Origin of the sequence: Pseudomonas sp. OE 28.3, from assembly GCF_014268205.2 — a bacterium.
In the GTDB taxonomy this organism is placed as follows: Bacteria; Pseudomonadota; Gammaproteobacteria; order Pseudomonadales; family Pseudomonadaceae; genus Aquipseudomonas; species Aquipseudomonas edaphica.
Window position 1 is genome coordinate 902,705 of the sequence record NZ_CP077082.1, and the last position, 17,889, is coordinate 920,593.

The 17,889-nt window shown below is 61.4% G+C and carries 17 protein-coding genes; 6 read left to right on the forward strand and 11 right to left on the reverse strand.

Annotated features, from left to right (window positions below; genetic code table 11):
- Window positions 1-58: 58 nt before the first annotated feature.
- The 5 genes from HU759_RS03865 to HU759_RS03885 all read right to left on the reverse strand — a co-directional run bounded on the left by HU759_RS03865 (window position 59) and on the right by HU759_RS03885 (window position 5,057).
- A complete protein-coding gene (locus HU759_RS03865) occupies window positions 59-1,441 on the reverse strand; it encodes a PepSY domain-containing protein (protein ID WP_186618005.1) in 1,383 nt (460 codons plus the stop codon).
- Window positions 1,442-1,557: 116 nt separating this feature from the next.
- Window positions 1,558-3,618 (reverse strand): TonB-dependent copper receptor, encoded by a 2,061-nt coding sequence (locus HU759_RS03870; protein WP_186618007.1) that lies wholly within the window; start codon window positions 3,616-3,618, stop codon window positions 1,558-1,560.
- A 93-nt stretch (window positions 3,619-3,711) separates the two neighbouring features.
- Window positions 3,712-4,122: a DUF2946 domain-containing protein gene (locus HU759_RS03875; RefSeq protein ID WP_176991766.1), complete on the reverse strand. Its 411-nt coding sequence runs from the start codon at window positions 4,120-4,122 to the stop codon at window positions 3,712-3,714.
- A 10-nt stretch (window positions 4,123-4,132) separates the two neighbouring features.
- Window positions 4,133-4,615: a copper chaperone PCu(A)C gene (locus HU759_RS03880; RefSeq protein WP_186618009.1), complete on the reverse strand. Its 483-nt coding sequence runs from the start codon at window positions 4,613-4,615 to the stop codon at window positions 4,133-4,135.
- Between the two features lie 46 nt (window positions 4,616-4,661).
- Window positions 4,662-5,057 (reverse strand): DUF2946 domain-containing protein, encoded by a 396-nt coding sequence (locus tag HU759_RS03885; protein ID WP_186618011.1) that lies wholly within the window; start codon window positions 5,055-5,057, stop codon window positions 4,662-4,664.
- A 666-nt stretch (window positions 5,058-5,723) separates the two neighbouring features.
- Here HU759_RS03885 and HU759_RS03890 point away from each other — a divergent pair.
- Complete coding sequence (locus HU759_RS03890; RefSeq protein WP_122528293.1) at window positions 5,724-5,975, forward strand: DUF6124 family protein; 252 nt, start codon at window positions 5,724-5,726, stop codon at window positions 5,973-5,975.
- 55 nt (window positions 5,976-6,030) lie between these two features.
- Here the strand turns inward: HU759_RS03890 and HU759_RS03895 are convergent, their stop codons facing one another.
- From HU759_RS03895 to cbiE, 4 genes are all read right to left on the reverse strand, one after another.
- The gene (locus HU759_RS03895) at window positions 6,031-6,519 is read right to left on the reverse strand and encodes a PIN domain-containing protein (RefSeq protein WP_186618013.1); all 489 of its coding nucleotides are present in this window, start codon (window positions 6,517-6,519) and stop codon (window positions 6,031-6,033) included.
- Window positions 6,516-6,794, reverse strand: coding sequence for a hypothetical protein (locus HU759_RS03900; protein ID WP_186618015.1), 279 nt, complete (start codon window positions 6,792-6,794; stop codon window positions 6,516-6,518). The genes HU759_RS03895 and HU759_RS03900 overlap by 4 nt, the downstream gene beginning before the upstream one ends.
- Before the next feature lie 126 nt (window positions 6,795-6,920).
- Entirely contained in the window at window positions 6,921-7,646 is a 726-nt protein-coding gene (locus HU759_RS03905) for a cobalt-precorrin-6A reductase (protein WP_186618017.1), read from the reverse strand.
- Entirely contained in the window at window positions 7,643-8,848 is a 1,206-nt protein-coding gene (gene cbiE / locus HU759_RS03910) for a precorrin-6y C5,15-methyltransferase (decarboxylating) subunit CbiE (RefSeq protein ID WP_186618019.1), read from the reverse strand. The genes HU759_RS03905 and cbiE overlap by 4 nt, the downstream gene beginning before the upstream one ends.
- Window positions 8,849-8,886: 38 nt before the next feature.
- Between cbiE and cobG the strand changes: the two genes are divergently transcribed.
- The 5 genes from cobG to HU759_RS03935 all read left to right on the forward strand — a co-directional run bounded on the left by cobG (window position 8,887) and on the right by HU759_RS03935 (window position 14,235).
- A complete protein-coding gene (gene cobG / locus HU759_RS03915; RefSeq protein ID WP_186618021.1) occupies window positions 8,887-10,233 on the forward strand; it encodes a precorrin-3B synthase in 1,347 nt (448 codons plus the stop codon).
- Complete coding sequence (locus HU759_RS03920; RefSeq protein ID WP_017136756.1) at window positions 10,226-10,852, forward strand: precorrin-8X methylmutase; 627 nt, start codon at window positions 10,226-10,228, stop codon at window positions 10,850-10,852. Before cobG ends, HU759_RS03920 begins: the two co-directional genes overlap by 8 nt.
- Entirely contained in the window at window positions 10,852-11,583 is a 732-nt protein-coding gene (locus tag HU759_RS03925) for a precorrin-2 C(20)-methyltransferase (protein ID WP_017136755.1), read from the forward strand. The genes HU759_RS03920 and HU759_RS03925 overlap by 1 nt, the downstream gene beginning before the upstream one ends.
- Window positions 11,583-13,220: a precorrin-3B C(17)-methyltransferase gene (gene cobJ / locus HU759_RS03930; protein ID WP_186618023.1), complete on the forward strand. Its 1,638-nt coding sequence runs from the start codon at window positions 11,583-11,585 to the stop codon at window positions 13,218-13,220. Before HU759_RS03925 ends, cobJ begins: the two co-directional genes overlap by 1 nt.
- Window positions 13,221-13,458: 238 nt before the next feature.
- Complete coding sequence (locus HU759_RS03935) at window positions 13,459-14,235, forward strand: hypothetical protein (protein WP_017136753.1); 777 nt, start codon at window positions 13,459-13,461, stop codon at window positions 14,233-14,235.
- Here HU759_RS03935 and HU759_RS03940 read toward each other — a convergent pair.
- Window positions 14,232-14,828 carry a MarC family protein gene (locus tag HU759_RS03940; RefSeq protein ID WP_017136752.1) on the reverse strand — a complete coding sequence of 199 codons (597 nt, stop codon included), beginning with the start codon at window positions 14,826-14,828 and terminating at the stop codon, window positions 14,232-14,234. The two genes, HU759_RS03935 and HU759_RS03940, sit on opposite strands and share 4 nt — an antisense overlap.
- Window positions 14,829-14,991: 163 nt before the next feature.
- On the reverse strand, window positions 14,992-17,763 hold the full coding sequence (locus tag HU759_RS03945; protein WP_170040352.1) for a hybrid sensor histidine kinase/response regulator: 2,772 nt from the start codon (window positions 17,761-17,763) through the stop codon (window positions 14,992-14,994).
- Window positions 17,764-17,889 lie beyond the last annotated feature (126 nt).

Below are 17,889 nucleotides of genomic sequence, written 5' to 3' on the forward strand. Positions count from 1 at the left end.
GCGCGACAAAAGTCGCGCAAGGCTACAGAAAGCCTCTGGCGTGGGCATCTCGCTTGCTTCATGCAGAACCTGAGGCAGATTCACGTTGGTTGAAAAGGCGCGCCAGCACCAGGCGATCCAGCGCCCACACCACGATCAGCGATGCACCCACCAACGGGAAAATGATCGCCAGCGCGAACATGATCACCATCGCGGTTTTCCACTTCGGCAGGTCATGGCGCAACGGCGGCACTCCCAACCCACCGTGTGGCCGACGCTTCCACCAGATCACCACGCCACTCACCGCGCTGAGCAAAATCATCAGGCAAATCACCAGCACGATCAGCTGATTGACCCAGCCGAACATCTTGCCTTCATGCAGCATTACACCGGTTTCGGTGGCGCGTGCGACGAGGTTGTAGTGTTCCCAACGTACATCGGCCAGCACTTTGCCGGTGTACTGATCCACATGCAGGGTCGCGTCATTGCGTGGGTCGTTGGCGAACACCGCGACGGTGAACACGCCTTCGGCGGTGGTGGGGAACGTGATGCTGTAGCCGGGTTCGACCTTGCGTGCGTTGGCCAGGTCGACCACTTGTTGCAGGCGTACCGTCGGCGCGGCGGGACCTGAATGCATCGCACCGTGGTTCATATGTTCGGCGTGGTCGCCGGACATGGGCATTGGCGTGTTCTCCATTGCCCATGGCACAGTCTGCTGGCTGGCCGTATTGAGACTGCGCGCTTGCTGGTCGGACTGCGGCACGTTGTTCCACATCGCGGCGGGAAACTTATTCCACAGCTCGGCGTATTGTTTGCCCCAGAAGCCGGTCCAGGTCATGCCGCTGAGCAGCATCACCAGCAAAAATGCCGCGCCCCAGAAACCGGCGACCGCATGCATATCGCGCCAGAACACTCGGCCACGTCTGTTGAGCCGTGGCCACAACACGCCCGCCGAAGACTTGCCGCGTGGCCACCACAGGTACACGCCGGATACCACCAGCATCACGCCCCAACCGGCGGCGAGTTCCACCAAACGGTCGCCGACGGTGCCGATCATCAGCTCGCCATGCAGTGCGCGGGCGATGGCTTGCAGGTTGTATTGGGCATCCTGTTCACCGAGGACGGTGCCGCGATACGGGTCGACGAATACCGTCACTTCGCGGCCATCGTTGTGCATCACGAATTGCGCGCTGCTGGTGGCGTCGGCGGGTGGCAGGTATTTGCTGATTTTGCCCTGGGGAAAAGCTGCCTGGGCGCGTTGCAGTTGTTCGTCGGCGCTCAGGGCGTGCTCGGCGCTTTGCACGTTGAGCAGGTTGCCGTACATCAGCGGGTCGAGCTGGGGTTTGAACAGGTAGATGATGCCGGTGAGGGCCAGCAGCACCATGAACGGGGCGACGAAGAGGCCGGCGTAGAAGTGCCAGCGCCAGGCCAGGTTGTAGAAGGAAATTTTTGGGGTGGTCATCATTAGGCTCCGCAAGGCTTTAGATATTTTTTGTCTGTCAGGCCGCTATCGCAGGCAAGCCAGCTCCCACATTTGGAATGCATTTCCCTGTGGGAGCGGGCTTGCCCGCGATGCTTTTAGAAGCTCATGTCGACTTTGGTCCAGAGCGTACGCCCCGGCTCCTTGATGGCTTGCGGGTCGTTGGCCGGGTAGCCGAAGCCTGCGTTACCCGCCAGGTTCAAATGCTCGGCATAGGCTTTGCCGAACAGGTTGTCGACGCCCGTGCTGACCTTGAAGTTTTTATTGATGCGGTACGCCGCGTTCAGCGAGAACACGCCAAAACCGCTGCTTTTGTCGAAGTCCTTGCCGACCACGTTGCCCTTGTTCTGGTCGATGCGGTTTTGCGCCGCGACCACACGCCACAAGGCGCCGGCGCTCCAGTCGTCCTGGCTGTAGGTGAGGCCCAAACGCGCGTCCAGCGGTGGCATCTGCGGCAGCGCCTTGCCGTCGCTGGTGTTCTTGCCCCAGGCGTAGGCGAGGCTGGCGTCGGCTTTCCAGTGCTGGGTCAGTTTGTACGCTGCGCCCAGTTCACCGCCCATGATGCGCGCGTCGACATTGCGTGCCTGGGACGTGGTACCCATCATGCCGGGCTTGTAGTCGAACAGGATAAAGTCCTGCACCCGGCCGATATAGCCCGAGGCCCAGGCTTCAAGGTCGGCGGTTTTGTACTGCGCACCGAAGTCGAGTTGGGTGGTTTTCTCCGGCTTCACGCCGTCGAAGGCATTTACCGAACCGACCGCGCCGGTGTTGGGCGAAAACAGCTCCCAGTAATCCGGGAAACGCTCCGAATGGCCGAGCCCTGCGTAGACGGTGGTGGGTGTGTCGGCCAGGTCGTGCTCATAACGCACAAAGCCCGATGGCAAGGTTTCAGCGCGAGTGTTGTCGGCGGTCGGGTTGGGGCGCGACATCATTCCCGAACCTGTGGTCTGGCGGAAATCCTTGGCCGAGGCGCGGTCCAGGCGGGCGCCGGTGATCAGCCGATCGCGGTCGGCGGCGTACCAGGTCAGCTCGCTGAACACGCCGTAGTTGTGGAAATTGGCATCCTTGACCCGTGGCAGTTCCTTGTAGGTGTCGATGCCCATGCTGCTGCGCTGGCGATGCTCGTTGGTCTGCGCATCCAGGCCGCTGATCAGTTGCACATCGGCCCAGCGCCAGGTCGCCTTGATGCGTGCACCGAGGGTGCGGCGGTCGACGTTGGAGGCCATCGGCCCGGCCATCATGCCGGTGCCCGACGGCGTACGCAGGCTGTAGTTGTCCATCACATGGTCGGCGTAGTTGTAGTAGACCTGCGCTTCGACCTTATCCAGTACCTCACCGATATTGGACTTTTCAAACCGCAGCCCCAGGCTTTCGCGCAGAAACTGCGAGCCATCCATGCCGCGCCCGGCGTAGCGCGCTTCGCCATCGCCACGGCCGGCAGTGAGCTCCAGCAGGGTGTCGGCATCGGGGGTGAAACCGACGGCCACGTCGCCATTCCACTTGTCGTAGCGCGAGGCGACGGTGTTGTTATTGCCGTCCTTGTAGTCATCGGCGTGGGCCTGATTGCCGATCACCCTCACATAGCCCAAAGGCCCACCGGCAGCGGCATCGACCACCTTGTCGAAGCGCCCGTTGGAGCCGGCCAGCACACTGGCATTGACCCGTGTGCCCAGCTCGCCGAATTGCTCGGGCTCACGCTCGAACAGGATGGTGCCGGCTGACGCGCCAGGCCCCCAGAGCACGGTTTGCGGGCCTTTGATCACGGTGAGCTTGTCGTAGGTTTCCGGCGAAATATACGAGGTGGGCGCGTCCATCCGCCCTGGGCAGGCGCCGAGCATCATGCCGCCATTGGTGAGGATATTCAGGCGTGAACCGAACATACCGCGCAGCACCGGGTCGCCATTGGTGCCACCGTTGCGCACCAGCGCGAAGCCGGGGATGGTCTTGAGGTAGTCGCCGCCATCGCTGGCGGGCACCGGTTGGCGTGGGTCTTTGGGGTTGGTGACAACGGTCAGCGGTGAGCTGGGGGCGATTGCGGTGATCACCGTGGGGCTCAACTCGTGATCTTCAGCCTGCGCGTGTGGTGCCAACAGCGCGCCACACAGAACGGCGAGAACGGGGGTACATCCCAATCGGGAGTCAGCAGAAAACCTGGACATGACAAATTCCATCAATCAATCGTAAACAACACGGCCAGCAGCCTGCGGCTGTCTGTCTAAAGTCGGCCGGTGTGAAGTGATGCTGTGAAGTGCTTACGAAGCGATAGGCGGGGCGCGGCTGCGGGCGCCAGGGAAGATGCTCTGCCGGGCGTGGCCCAGGCGGGTGGCGGGCGTCAGGGCATTCGCCGGTGGCGGGGTGCCGAGGCTGACATGGGAGATGCTGCCGGGCAGGGCCGGGCAACTGAAGAGCAGGTCGCAATAACCGCACTTTGCCCAGAGGGCGTGGTGTTCGCTGGGAGCTGGCGTGTGCTCGCTATGGCTGGTCGACGGCATGTCCATGGACATTTGCATCGACATACCGGCGTGATGATCCATCGGCATCGCTTGGGAAATCAGCGGACCGATAAAAATCATCAACATGGCGAACAGGCTGATCCAACTGCCGCGCGCCAGGCTCATGGGCCTGCGGCGGTGTGGCGACAACCTGGCGCGAGGGGCGCCCATTTACGTTGGCCTATTGGGCGTGCATATGCTCGTGGCCGGCCATCGGCGGCGCTTTTTGTACCGAGACCTCAACCTGCACCGGGCCGGCTTTTTCGAAGTTCAGGGTGAGTGGGAAGTGTTGGCCGTCGCGCAGTTGGCTGCGGTCTTTCAGGTCCAGCAGCATCACGTGGTAGGCCATCGGTGCGAAGGTCAGATCACCTTTGGCCGGTACGGCAACGGTTTCCACCTTTTGCATCTTCATCAAATCGCCCTGCATCACATGCTCATGCAGCTCGGCTTTGGCCGCCACAGGCGTGTCGACGCTAAGCAAACGATCAGCGCTTTCGCCCTGGTTATGAATCACAAAATAGGCAGCGACAGTCGGCGCATTCGGCGGCAATTCCTGGGACCAGGGATCGCTGACCAGCAGGCTGCCGGCCTTGTAGTCATCGGCATTGGCAGCACTGAACACCGGCAGCAACAATGCAGCCAGCAGCAGGGAAGATTTAAGCATGGCAGTTCTCCAGAACGGTTCTAAACGCAGTTCACTTGCGAAGAAATCAGACCGTTGGAGAGGCGCGGGGGTTAAGACTCGGCCATTGCTGGCGCGGGGTAGGGGCTTGCAGTGCGGGCGGCGACAGGCCCGGCACGGCATCAAAACGTGTGACATACAGCTGCGGCACATGCCCCGGTAACGCCACCAGCGGCGGTGAGCCCGAGCAACACCAGCAATGCTGCATGGCGGAATGATCTTCCTGGGGCGGCGTCGGGATGTCCAACTTGCCCAAGGCAATGGTCTTGAGGCTGGCGCCATTGGAGGAACAGAAACTGCCCCACAGCAATTGCTGCACGGGGTCTTGCGACTGTTGCATCGCGCTGGTCAGCGGCATGGCAAAGGCGTTGAACAGCACTGCAAAGCAGGCGATCCACACAGTTGCAAAGCGTTGACGGGCCATGGCGGACAATCCGTAGGGTTAAGCGATCAGGTGGGTATTTAGCCTGATCGGGGGGCATAAGTAAAAAGTGGCGGTGTGGTTTGGTGTCGCAGTGGTTGCCTTCATGATAGCCGGGAACCACGGATTGCCAATTTTACCGACGGGTTGCAATCTCCAGCGTGACGCTGAACCCTGTGGGAGCTGGCTTGCCTGCGATGCGGACAACTCGGTTTTCCTGCAGTACCGAGGCGATACTATCGCAGGCAAGCCAGCTCCCACAGTTTGGTGTGTGTTTGGCTATGGATGTTGAGCTTGCTGGTTGTACGAGCAATGTCCTGCTCATGTAGGCCGCTTCTAGTTGAGCCTGTACATAACCTAAATGTAGTGGTCGTCTACGGAAACGTCCGACAGGGATTTAAGGTTGTCCCTAGGAAGGTAGATCTCTAGTCTGCGTACACCGCTGCACACGCAGCGGTCGGGCGTCGCGGCCCGGATTGATTAAGCATTGCCTCCTTTCAGTTGACGCTTTTTTATCGTCTACTGTGCGGCGCTATGGTGGCTGTGCGCGGGATACCTTCGGGTATGCCGGTTTCCTTAATCTCCGGTCCGCGAACCTGCGCACAGCTGCCACCCTCCATCGCATCGCGGCGATCAGTGGCGGCTCCATTTAGATTAAGGAAATTCACAATGATCAAACCCACCCCAAATCCCCCCGTACGGCTATTCACCGTAGCCGACGGAATCAGCACCGAAGACCTGCTGGTCAACCTCAGCGAAACACTCGCCTCGGCCAATGCGCTGAGTTGCGACCTTGCGTTTGACCTGGATGGCCCGAAGCGAGAGGAATTGCTGGGCGTTGCGCAGTTGATTGAGCTGGCGCAGTTGCTGGCTGACCGGGTGCAGGAAGGTGCAAGGCGGCCGACAGTCGCGAGTAGTTAACAGTCCTATGACCGATCGTTCCTGCGCTCGTGCGTGGGAGTGATCGTCTATTGGTTTAGAACTCCCAACTTGCTTCCCGTATATGGTTGAAATTCACAACATCGACGCAATGTTGGTGAGCAAAGCCGGCGACTCTAAGGTCATCAGTCAAAACTAGATAGTTATCTTTAGCGAGTGCGATAATTCCGACATCAGTAAGGCCGTAGGGCGACAGCTCATAATCGCGACTTATGTCCAAGGCTGGGGAGTGAATTTCAATAATTGTTGAAAGTGAGTTTTTTAATGTCGCGTAAAAATCGTGCAACTTGCTCCCGTACAATCCATTTGTCAGGTTGCTGACTTCTGCAAGAATGTGAGGCGTGGAAACAAGTCTTTCGAACTGATCAATCATTGTGAGCAAAAGGCGGTAGTCTTCATTGGTATAGCCCCGAGTTCTCTTGAACTCTACAACGCTGGGCGTTCCACCTATCAGCGCCAGGAGTAGCAAGTTGGTGTCGACTATAATTCCCTTTCTACGGTACTGCTTGATAGAGGCATCTATCATGCTTCGCGGATCTTCATGGAGCGGAACTCACCTGTCTCCGCGTCGATGATGAATGTTTTGTATTTCCTGGTCTGCATTCGTCCGGCTAAGGACGCGCCTAACCTTTCATATTTATCAGGGGTTGGAACATTAAAGCCCAACGTGATTACCCATGTTTTACCGCTTGAATTTAGCTCGACTTCCTCAAGCATGAGGTCTTGCAATTCCGTTTCTTGCCCGAGGAAGTCGTTTGCTGCCGCCTTGGCGACTTGTACGGCCTCTTTAACTTCTATCATGTCAGCTCCTGAATATAATTGAGTCTGGCTTGAATTATTATTGGAGTGTAGCACTTCGTATTGTTGGTTCATCGCCGTCCCTTGAGGTAACAAATAGAATTGCCAGAGGCTGCGAACGATCCTGATCTATCGAAGAAAATCTGCCAATGAATCGATTGTTTCTGCGGGCGACAAAAGCTCTCGATCCACCCCGGCCAACACCGGCCGCTTCAACACCAACACTGGCACGCCACGCTCGCGTGCCACTTCCAGCTTCGGCTCGGTCGCCGCACTGCCGCTGTTCTTGCTGATCAACACATCAATTCCACGCCGCTCAAACAACGCGCGCTCGTCCTCAATCAGAAACGGCCCACGCGCGCCGATGACTTCACAGCGCTCATTGCCCGGGTACACATCCAGTGCGCGCAGCGTCCAGAATTGATCGGCGGGGATTTCGTCAAGGTGCTGCAACGGCTCACGCCCCAAGGTGAACAACGGACGCTTGAAGGGTTTGAGTGCTTCAATCAGCTGCGCCCAATCTCCCACCTCGCGCCAGTCGTCTCCCGCCTGCGGCTGCCACGCCGGACGCCGCAACGCCCAGCAGGGAATGCCGCACAACCGCGCCGCCTGGGCAGCGTTTTGGCTGATCTGCGCAGCATATGGGTGGGTCGCATCGAGGATCAGGCTAATCTGCTCATCGCGAACAAACTGCGCCAAACCTTCAAACCCACCATAGCCGCCGACGCGTACCTGGCAGGTGAGGTCTGTAGGCACGCGGCCCACGCCAGCCAAGCTATAGATATGCTCAGGTCCCAACGTGCGGGCGATGGCCAATGCTTCGGTCACGCCGCCCAATAACAGGATGCGTTTCATAGCGGCTTGATCACTTCCAGCAAGGTAATCGGCAGCGCCTGGCGCCAGGTGTCGAACTCACCCAGCGGCTGGGCCTGGGCCACATGGATGCGCGTCAGCTCGCCGCCATGTTGCGCGCGCCACGCCATCAAGGCCATTTCGCTTTGCAGGGTCACCGCATTGGCGACCAAACGCCCACCAGGGCGCAGGTGCTGCCAGCAGGTGTCGAGCACACCGTCGCGGGTGACGCCGCCGCCGATAAAGATCGCGTCCGGTGCTTCCAGGCCGAGTAACGCGTCCGGCGCCTTGCCCCGAACCAGTTGCAGGCCGGGCACGCCGAGGGCGTCGCGGTTATGTTCGATCAGCCCTTGGCGACCTGCGTCGGCTTCAATCGCCAGTGCGCGACAACTCGGGTGCGCGCGCATCCACTCGATGCCGATGGAGCCGCTGCCCGCGCCCACGTCCCAGAGCAATTCACCGGGCATTGGCGCGAGGCGGGCGAGGGTCATGGCGCGTACATCGCGCTTGGTCAGTTGGCCGTCATGTTTGAAGGCCGAATCCGGCAGCCCGGCGAGGCGTGACAGGCGCGGGGTGTGGGCGTCGGCCAGGCAGTCGATGGCGACGAGATTCAGATCCGCAACCGAAGCGTGTTGCCAATCAGCAGCCGGCCCGTCGATGCGCTGTTCATCTACGCCGCCCAAGTGTTCAAACACGCTCAACCGGCTGAGCCCGAAACCGGACTCGGCTAACAGCGCGGCAATCGCGGCAGGGCTGCGCCCATCATTACTCAGCACCAGCAACCGCACGCCAGTGGCCAGGTGCGTATTAATCGCCGCCAATGGCCGCGCCACCACGGATAAGGTCACCACCTCCTGCAACGGCCAGCCCAAACGCGCCGCGGCCAACGACACGGAGGACGGCGCCGGTAAAATCAGCAATTCCTCAGCGGCCACCTGTCGCGCCAGGCTGGCGCCTACGCCATAGAACATCGGGTCGCCGCTGGCCAGTACGCAGACCGGCTCGCCACGACTGGCCAGCACCGGCTCCAGGGAAAACGGGCTTGGCCATAGCTGGCGCTCGCCACGAATACACACCGGCAGCAGGTCCAACTGGCGCTGGCCGCCTATAATCCGGGTGGCGCGCAACAGGGCATGCCGGGCGTTTCTGCCCAGCCCCTTGAAGCCGTCTTCACCGATGCCTACAACCGTCAGCCAGGGCGACATAAGAATTCCTTGAACGACATCCGACGGGCAGGCTTTTCATGCCGCCGGACAAAGCAGGCATAATACCGCGCCTTTACCCGTCAACCGGTAGCCCCGTGAACCCAACGCCCGTTCTGAATACCTTGCGCCCCTCGGCTTGTCCGGGGTTGCTGCGTATCGTCCAGGCGCTGGATGGCGGGATATGCCGGATCAAATTGGCCGGTGGTTCTATCACTGCCGCTCAAGCGATTGCAGTGGCGGATGCGGCCCAGGCCTATGCGGGTGGGGTGATCGAGGCGACCAACCGCGCCAATTTGCAGATTCGCGGGATCGGTGCCGAGCAAGAGGCGTTGATCGCCGCGCTGCTGGCCGCGGGCCTTGGCCCAAACAACGCCGCTGGCGATGACGTGCGCAACCTGATGCTCAGCCCCAGCGCAGGTATCGACACCCAGATGCTGTTCGACACTCGCCCGCTGGCCGATCAGATCCTTGCCACCTTGCAAAACCATCCACGTTTCCATGAGCTGTCGGCCAAGTTCGCCGTTCAGTTGGATGGCGGTGAAGCCCTGGCGATGCTCGAACATCACCATGACTTGTGGCTGTCGGCGTTCGAGCGCGATGGCGAAACACTATTGGCCTTCGGCCTGGCCGGTTGTCCGGGGCTGGATGCACCCTTGGGCGCTGTGCCGCTCGAGCAAGGCTATGCCTTGGTCGTGGCCGTGCTGGAAGCGTTTCTCGACCTGGCGACACCGACGCAAACCCGCATGCGTCATCTGGCTGTGGATAACTTATTGGCCCGCCTGAACCTGCCGTTACTGTCGGTGGATGGGTTAAAACGCCAGCCCAGTGGGGACTTGTTGCACTTGGGCACTTATCCACAGCGACAAAAAGATCTGTTTTACGTTGCCGCCGTTGCGCCGCTGGGTCGTCTGGACTCAAGCATGCTCAAAGGCGCCGCACAGTTGGCCAGTGAGTTCGGCGACGGTACGTTGCGTTTTACGCCGTGGCAGGGCGTACTGCTGCCCAACCTTAAAAACCACGGCGCCGTGACTGAAGGCTTGGAGCAATTGGGCTTCCTTGGCTCAGTCGACCAACCCCTGGCACGCATGATCGCCTGCACCGGCTCAAGCGGCTGCGCCAAAGGCCTGGCCGACACCAAGGCCGATGCCCTGCAACTGGCCGCGCTGCAACCTGGCGCCGAGGTGCACCTGTCCGGCTGCCCACGCTCTTGCGCTGCCGCACACACCGCGCCGGTCACCTTGCTGGCGGTAAGCCCCGGCCACTACGACGTCTATTTTCGCGAGGCAGCCCACCCCGGTTTCGGCCGGCTGCACGCACGCACTCTTTCCATTGAAGCGGCGGGCGCCCTGTTACGCGGCCGCACACGGAGCAACACCGATGATTGATTACATCCGCGACGGTCAGGAGATCTATCGCAACTCCTTCGCCATTATTCGCGCGGAAGCCAAGTTGGAGCGCATCCCTGCCGACCTGGAAAAACTCGCGGTGCGGGTGATTCATGCCTGCGGCATGGTCGATGCCATCGACGGCCTGCAGTTCTCCGAAGGCGCAGGCAAGGCCGGGCGCGATGCGCTGGCCGCTGGCGCGCCGATTTTGTGTGATGCGCGCATGGTCTCCGAAGGCGTGACCCGCGCGCGCCTGCCGGCCAATAACCAGGTGATCTGCACCTTGCGCGACGACAGCGTGCCGGAGTTGGCGCGGGAGCTTGGCAACACCCGTTCAGCTGCCGCGCTGGAACTGTGGCGCCCGCACCTGGAAGGCAGCGTGGTGGTGATCGGCAACGCGCCGACGGCGCTGTTCTACCTGCTGGAAATGCTCGACGCCGGCGCGCCGAAACCGGCGTTGATCCTCGGCTTCCCGGTGGGCTTTGTTGGTGCCGCCGAATCCAAGGCGATGCTGGCGGCCGACAGCCGTGGCGTGCCGTTTGTGATCATGCAAGGCCGCCTGGGCGGCAGTGCGATGGCTGCCGCGGCGGTCAACGCCTTGGCCACGGAGGTCGAGTAATGCAGGCACGCGGACGTTTGATTGGCCTGGGCGTTGGCCCCGGTGACCCCGAACTGATCACCCTCAAGGCGCTGCGCCTGCTGCGCGAGTCGCCGGTGGTCGCGTATTTCGTGGCCAAAGGCAAAAAGGGCAACGCTTTTGGTATCATCGAAGACCATTTGGTCGCGCAGCAAACGCTGATGCCGCTGGTGTACCCGGTGACCACCGAAGTGCTGCCGGCGCCGATGTCTTACGAGCAGATCATCAGCGACTTTTACGACAACGCCAGCCTCGACGTGGCCGCGCACCTGGACGCTGGCCGCGATGTGGCGGTGATCTGCGAAGGCGATCCGTTCTTCTACGGCTCCTATATGTACCTGCACGACCGTTTGGCCGAGCGTTATGAAGCCCAGGTTATCCCCGGCGTCTGCTCAATGCTCGGCGGCGCTTCGGTGCTTGGCGCGCCGTTGGTGTACCGCAACCAGAGCCTGTCGGTGCTCTCCGGCGTGTTGCCCCACGACGACCTCAAGCGTCGGTTGGCGGATGCCGATGCCGCCGTGATCATGAAGCTGGGCCGTAACTTTCCAAAGGTGCGTCAGGTGCTGCAAGAGCTCGGTTTGGCCGAACGTGCGCTGTACGTGGAACGCGCGACCATGGCCAACCAGAAGATCGTGCCGCTGGATCAAGTCGACCCAGCGTCCTCGCCGTACTTCTCGCTGATCATCGTGCCGGGTGAAAGGTGGCAAGGTTGATGCGCCCGGCGATTGTCATTCTCGGCCAAGGCAGCCTGGCGACGGCGCGCAAGATCGCGCAGGTTTACCCTGGCGCGCTGATCCACGGCTTGGCCGGGCGAGTTGAAGGGGCGGACCAGACCTACAGTGAGTTCGGCGCGACCCTGCGCCAGCTTTACCAACAAGGCACGCCACTGATTGCCCTGTGTGCTGCCGGTATCGTGATCCGCACGCTGGCGCCGCTGCTGCTGGAAAAAGGCGAAGAGCCCGCCGTGCTGGCCGTGGCTGAAGATGGCAGCGCCGTGGTGCCGTTGCTCGGCGGCCTGGGCGGTGTGAACCGGATGGCGCGCGACATTGGCGCGGCACTCGGCGTCGCCGCGGCAATCACCACCAGCGGCGAGCTGCGTTTTGGCACCTGCCTGCTCAACCCGCCAGCGGGTTATGCGTTGGCGGACCTGGAACTGGGCAAGCGGTTTGTCTCGGACCTGTTGGCCGGCGAAAGCGTGCGCATCGAAGGTGTGGCGCCGTGGCTGGATCAGGCGAATTTGCCGCAGGATCAGCACGCACGGTTGGCGATTCACGTGGGCAGTGCCGAGCGCGTGCCGGCTGCCAATGAGTTGCTGATTTATCCGAAGACGGTGTGTGTCACCTGTAAGCCAGGTGTGGATTTAGCTCTGCGCGTGCGAACGGCTTTGCGTGACGCCGGTATCGCCGTGCAATCCCTGGCGTGCCTGCTGGCCAGCGACACGCAGATGGCCGAAGCCTCGTTGCAGCAAGCCGCAGTGGAATTAGGTGTGCCGTTGCGTTTTGCGCAAGTGGCGCAAGGCGCGGACATCGTGATCACAGTGGCAGAGCAACCGCTGGACCTGTCGCATGTCGGCCGTGCCCGTGGCCGCCTTGCCGTGATCGGCCTTGGCCCTGGCGCAGCCGAGTTGATGGTGCCGGCGGTGAAGGCCGAGCTGGCGCGTTGCACCGATGTGCTGGGCTACGAAACCTATGTGCGCATGGCCGGGCCGTTCCGCGACGACCAAGTGCAACACTGCACCGACAACCGCGAAGAAATGCAGCGTGCTCGCCATGCCTTCGAATTGGCCGCTCAAGGCCGTTCGGTGGTGGTGGTGTCGTCCGGTGACCCTGGCGTATTTGCCATGGCGGCGGCGGTGCTTGAGGCGTTGCACGAATCCAGTGACCCGGCCTGGCATCAGGTCGAGCTGGACATTCTGCCGGGCGTCTCAGCCTCGCTGGCTACTGCCGCCCAGGCGGGTGCGCCATTGGGGCATGACTTCTGCGTGATGTCGTTGTCGGACAACCTCAAGCCCTGGTCGATTATCGAAAAACGCCTGGACCTTGCATCCCAGGCCGACCTGGCGCTGGCGTTCTACAACCCGATCTCGCGTTCGCGGCCGTGGCAATTGGGGCGTGCCCTGGAAATCGTCGCGTTGCACCGCACGCCCGCAACACCGGTGGTGCTGGGTCGCGACATTGGCCGCCCTGGCCAGACTTTGCGCGTCACCACGTTGGGGCAGTTGACGCCTGAGCAAGTGGATATGCGCACCATGGTGCTGATCGGCTCGTCCACCACCTGCGTATTCCCCCGCGCCGGTGGCGGCGAATGGGTGTACACGCCACGCTGGTACGGCGAGAAACCCGCTTCCTGAAATCAGCCTGCGGCAGGTAAGAAGGCTCCGAGTAACGCTGGGTGAAAACCTGTTGTTACTCGGGGCTTTTTCTTTTTTTGCCGATGAAAAAAAGGAAGGTCTACCGGTATGCCTCGTTATTGCTGGTTGACGTTTTTTCGACGGGGGCGCCAAGCGATGTTTGTGGTCTGGAAAGCGCGCCAGCGGCTGGACTAGTGTGGAGACAAGCCCCATGTGGGGTGCTTGTGGAGAACTGAAAATGGAGCGACATCACAAAAGGATCATCAGTGCCAAAAGGCGCAAGTTGATTGCCGCCTACAAGCTGCCAGGGGCGCCGGGCGCCAAACGCTCGGTGTTCCTGGACGCGGAAGATGACAGCAATGCAGCCGTCGTGAACAACGGCGTGATTTCGTTTATCGAGGGCATGTCGGCGCTGAACCGTGAATACATTCGTAAAAGCTACCTGCTGGCCAGCAGTTATGTGAGTGATGTGTTGAAGGTCCAACGGGGGAGTGAGGCCTGGTATGACGAATTTATCAAGGTGATGGTCAGCCTGGGCTGGTTGCCGGTGCGCAGCGCTTTTGAGCGGGTCTCAAGCTCCGGCAAAGGGCTGACGGTGCAGGTGGCGGCGCTGAATATCATCGCCGCGCTGGCGGCGGCCTCGCTGGCAGGGCCGCTGCTGGCGGCGTTGCCGAAACTGGCGGCGGATGCGCTGCTGGCCTTGAAGCAACAGCCTGCCTCGTTTGAGCTGTTCAAGCGCAATAGCACGGTGCATCAGGGCGGTGATTTCGGCCTGGCGTCCTGTGCTGAAACGGCGGGAGAGGTGATGATGGTGCTGGTGACTTACAGCACCCACGGTGTGAGCAAACAGCTGGGCCTGCCGTTTCTGGAGTGGGACAGCTCTTCGGTCGAGGCTTTCAGCGGCCAGACTTGCCTGGTGCTCAATACCTCTGTGGTCAATGAAAAAACCATCCAGCTGATGCGCGAGAGTGCCGGCGACAAGGTGCAACTGGCAATCGCGAAGTACCGGATTTAAGGCACCAGATAACCGCGCACGCCGGTAAAGATGATCTGCGCGGCCAGCGCACACACGAACAACCCCATCAACCGACTGACAATCTGCAAGCCCTGGTCACCCAGAATGCGTTCGATACGGTTGGACAAATACAGCACCACACCGACCGTGAAGCTGGCCAGGGCAATGCTGACGATGGCCATGAACTTGTCATCCCAGTGGGGCTGGCTCACGCCCATCACCAACAGTGCACCGATGGTGCCGGGGCCGACCGTGAGCGGGATGGTCAGCGGTACGATGGTCACGTCCTGCTGCACATTGTCGGTCTGCACCGCCGACTTGCCTTGGGCCATGCCCAGGGCCGAGATAAACAGCACGCTGCCGGCGCCAATGCGAAAGGCATCCACGGTGATGCCGAACACACTGAAAATCACCCGGCCGAACAGGTAGAGCAACACGCTCGACACCAGCGTGGCCAACGCGACCTTCCAGGCCAGCCGGCGCCGTTCTTTGCTGGAGTAACCACGGGTCAGGCTGATAAAGCAGGACAGCACAAAGAACGGGCTGTAGAGCACCAGCATTTTCAGGTAGACGCTGAATAACACGTGGAGCATGGGCGCGGCTCGCGATAGGAGAGGTTTGCGGAGTCTATCAGGCGCAACCGGGCAAATGTGGGAGCTGGCTTGCCTGCGATAGCGGTGGAGCAGACAAAGGGTGTGTGATTGACACACCGCCATCGCAGGCAAGCCAGCTCCCACAGGAGGCTGCATTTCAAGGTCACGACGGGGCGTGTTCCGGCCGCTGCTGACGCTGCGCCACCCAAAACTCCACCAGTTCACGCAACTGCGACAATTCCACCGGCTTGGCCATGTGGCCATCCATGCCGGCCTGGCGTGCGCGTTCTTTATGTTCCGACAGGATATGCGCCGTCAGCGCCACCACCGGCGTGCGAATACGCTGGTGGCTGACTTCCCACGCGCGCAATTGCTGGGTGGCAGAGAATCCATCGAGGATCGGCATTTCGCAGTCCATTAACACCAGGTCGTAACGCTGGGCTTTCATCGCCTCCAGCGCTTCCTCGCCGTTGCTGGCGGTGTCCGGGTTGAGGTTGAGCTTGCCGAGCATGCCGCGAATCACTTTGGTGGAGATGCTGTTGTCTTCGGCCACCAGGATCTTGAAGTCACTGGGCACGGTGACTGCTGCCGGCGCGCTGAGAGCAGGGCGCGGCGCAATTGTGCCCTTGCTGCGCTGGGTCAGTTCGTCGGCCAGGGTGGTCTTGAGTGTGTAGCCGGCCACTGGCTTGGCGAGGATGCGTTTGATCCCGCTGTTGCGCGCGATGATCTTGCTCGGCGCATTGCTGATGCCGGTGAGCATGATCAGCAGAATGTCGTGGTTCAGGCTCGGGTCTTCCTTGATCTTCGCCGCCAGTTGCATGCCGGTCATGCCGGGCATGTTCTGGTCCAGCAGCACTACGTCGAAGTAGTCGCGCAGGTGCGCTTTGGTGCGCAGCAGCGCCAGGGCTTCTTTGCCGGACGGCACAGCGCTGACGTTCAAGCCCCAGGCGGTGCATTGCTGCACCAGCACTTTGCGGCAGGTGTCGTTGTCATCGACTACCAACACCCGCGCGCCTTTGAGCGGCCCGTCGAGGTCGGACGTCGGGTGCTCCAGGCGTTCCGGGTCCAGTGGCAGGGTCAGCCACAGCGTGCTGCCCTGGTGGCTGCCGCTCTTGATGCCGAACTCGCCGTTCATCAACAGGATCAACTGGCGGGCGATGACCAGGCCCAGGTGGCCGCTCAGGCGCGTAGCCGAGAGGAAGTTCTTGCTGTGCAGTTCGCTGTGCAGCAGCGCGTCGCGTTCGGCGGCATCCATCGGCAGGCCGCTGTCTTGTACGGCGATGCGCAGGCGTGGCTTGGTGCTGCGTTCGTCCAGGGCGACCACGATCAGCACTTCGCCTTCATCGGTTTTTTGCAGGGCGTTTTCCAGCAGGCTCAACAGCGCCTGGCGCAGGCGCGTGGGGTCGCCACTGATCACGCGGGGCACCTGCGGCTGGATAAAGCTGATCAGCTCGACGTTCTGCTGTTCGGCCTTGGCGCGGAAGATACTCAAGCAGTCATCGATCAGCGCGTTGAGGTCAAATTGCACGTCGTCCAGTTCGATCTGCCCGGATTCGAGCTTGGAGATGTCGAGGATCTCGTTGATCAGCGTCAGCAGTTCATTGCCGGCGCTGTGGATGGTCTGCACATAGTCACGCTGCTTCACCGACAGCGGCGTGCCGAGCAGCAACTCGGTCATGCCCAGTACGCCGTTCATGGGCGTGCGGATTTCGTGGCTGATCTTGGCCAGGAATTCGGCCTTGGCGGCGATCTCGGCATTGCTGGCCGCCAGGTCGCGGCTGAGGCTGAAGCGTGCTTCGACAATGGCGCGCTGGCGTTCGCCCAGGGCCAGGCTCATCAGCAGGCCGCTCAGGCAGATAAAGCTCAGCAGGGTCACGATCAAACCTTGCGGTGCCACCAGCGTCAGGCCCAGCAGGGCGGGCAGGATGATCAGGGTGCCGATGTTGAACACCACCATCGCCACCACAAACAAGCGCGCCGGCCGGTAGCCTTTCTGCCAATGGTAAGCCGAGATAAACAACATGCTCAAGCCTGCCAGGGCGACCAGCGCGTAGGTGATGATGTTCAGCGGCAAGGTGTTGACGAACAACAGCAGCAGGCCGCACAGCACGATCAGCAGGATGTCGGCCATCAACAGCTTGTTCAGTGGGTGCGGGCCCAAGGGCATGAAGAAGCGATAGGCAAACATCAGCCCGCACGGCGCAGTCAGCAGCAGCGCGAGGTAGGCGCCCGGGGTCTGCACCGCGTGCCAGTTCGGCAGCCACGGCCCCACCAGGTTGAGCAACAGCGCCAGGCTCAGCATCAACAGCACTTCGCAGGCCGCCAGCCACAGGCTGCTGCGCGAGCGGTGGTAGGCGAAGCGTGTGAGGTTGTGCAGGATCAGCATCAGCAGGCAGCCGAACAGCAGGCCGTAGATCAGCGTCTGGGTCTGGTCGGCGGCGGCGAGCACGGCCGGTTCCAGGGTGATGTAGGGGCGCAGTTCGTGTTCCGAGACCAGGCGCAGGTACACCTCAAGGGGCTTCTGGCTCTGGGGCATCGGCAGCATGAAATCGCTGCTGGGCAGCGGGCGTTCCGCCTGGGGCTGGCGGGTACCGGTGCTTTGCTGCTCCACCAGCATGTCGCCGTCGAGCACATACAGGTTCAGGTGCGAGAGGTCCGGGGCGAATACCCGCAGTACTTGTTCGTGCTTGCCGGGTTGCAGCTTGAAGCGTACCCACAACGCACCGTCCGGCTCCGCGGCGGTAATCCGGTCGAGTTCGATGGGGCTGAATTGATTGGTGTAGCGGGCGGAGCGGATGTCGCTCAGTTGCAGGTCGGCCTGTTCATCAAGCAATACTGCCCAACCACTGCCTTGCGCGGCGGCCTGGGCCGGGAACAAGCAGAGCAGGGTCAGAAAGCTGACTGTAAAACCTATGGCGATCCTGAGCCAGCGCACGGCGAAATCCCTTCGTAGGTTGATGCACGGGTTAACTATGCACGGGTTAACTATGCGCGGGGCGACATGGGTACGGCAAGGGCCAGAGGCCCTTACCTAGCCGAACGGATAGCTACGCAAGCGTAG

Bases quoted from the DNA above. Each gene is read 5' to 3' on its own strand.
- HU759_RS03865 (WP_186618005.1), bottom strand. From the start codon at position 1,441: ATGACCACCCCAAAAATTTCCTTCTACAACCTGGCCTGGCGCTGGCAC.
- HU759_RS03870 (WP_186618007.1), bottom strand. From the start codon at position 3,618: ATGTCCAGGTTTTCTGCTGACTCCCGATTGGGATGTACCCCCGTTCTC.
- HU759_RS03875 (WP_176991766.1), bottom strand. From the start codon at position 4,122: ATGGGCGCCCCTCGCGCCAGGTTGTCGCCACACCGCCGCAGGCCCATG.
- HU759_RS03880 (WP_186618009.1), bottom strand. From the start codon at position 4,615: ATGCTTAAATCTTCCCTGCTGCTGGCTGCATTGTTGCTGCCGGTGTTC.
- HU759_RS03885 (WP_186618011.1), bottom strand. From the start codon at position 5,057: ATGGCCCGTCAACGCTTTGCAACTGTGTGGATCGCCTGCTTTGCAGTG.
- HU759_RS03890 (WP_122528293.1), top strand. From the start codon at position 5,724: ATGATCAAACCCACCCCAAATCCCCCCGTACGGCTATTCACCGTAGCC.
- HU759_RS03895 (WP_186618013.1), bottom strand. From the start codon at position 6,519: ATGATAGATGCCTCTATCAAGCAGTACCGTAGAAAGGGAATTATAGTC.
- HU759_RS03900 (WP_186618015.1), bottom strand. From the start codon at position 6,794: ATGATAGAAGTTAAAGAGGCCGTACAAGTCGCCAAGGCGGCAGCAAAC.
- HU759_RS03905 (WP_186618017.1), bottom strand. From the start codon at position 7,646: ATGAAACGCATCCTGTTATTGGGCGGCGTGACCGAAGCATTGGCCATC.
- cbiE (WP_186618019.1), bottom strand. From the start codon at position 8,848: ATGTCGCCCTGGCTGACGGTTGTAGGCATCGGTGAAGACGGCTTCAAG.
- cobG (WP_186618021.1), top strand. From the start codon at position 8,887: ATGCCGCCGGACAAAGCAGGCATAATACCGCGCCTTTACCCGTCAACC.
- HU759_RS03920 (WP_017136756.1), top strand. From the start codon at position 10,226: ATGATTGATTACATCCGCGACGGTCAGGAGATCTATCGCAACTCCTTC.
- HU759_RS03925 (WP_017136755.1), top strand. From the start codon at position 10,852: ATGCAGGCACGCGGACGTTTGATTGGCCTGGGCGTTGGCCCCGGTGAC.
- cobJ (WP_186618023.1), top strand. From the start codon at position 11,583: ATGCGCCCGGCGATTGTCATTCTCGGCCAAGGCAGCCTGGCGACGGCG.
- HU759_RS03935 (WP_017136753.1), top strand. From the start codon at position 13,459: ATGGAGCGACATCACAAAAGGATCATCAGTGCCAAAAGGCGCAAGTTG.
- HU759_RS03940 (WP_017136752.1), bottom strand. From the start codon at position 14,828: ATGCTCCACGTGTTATTCAGCGTCTACCTGAAAATGCTGGTGCTCTAC.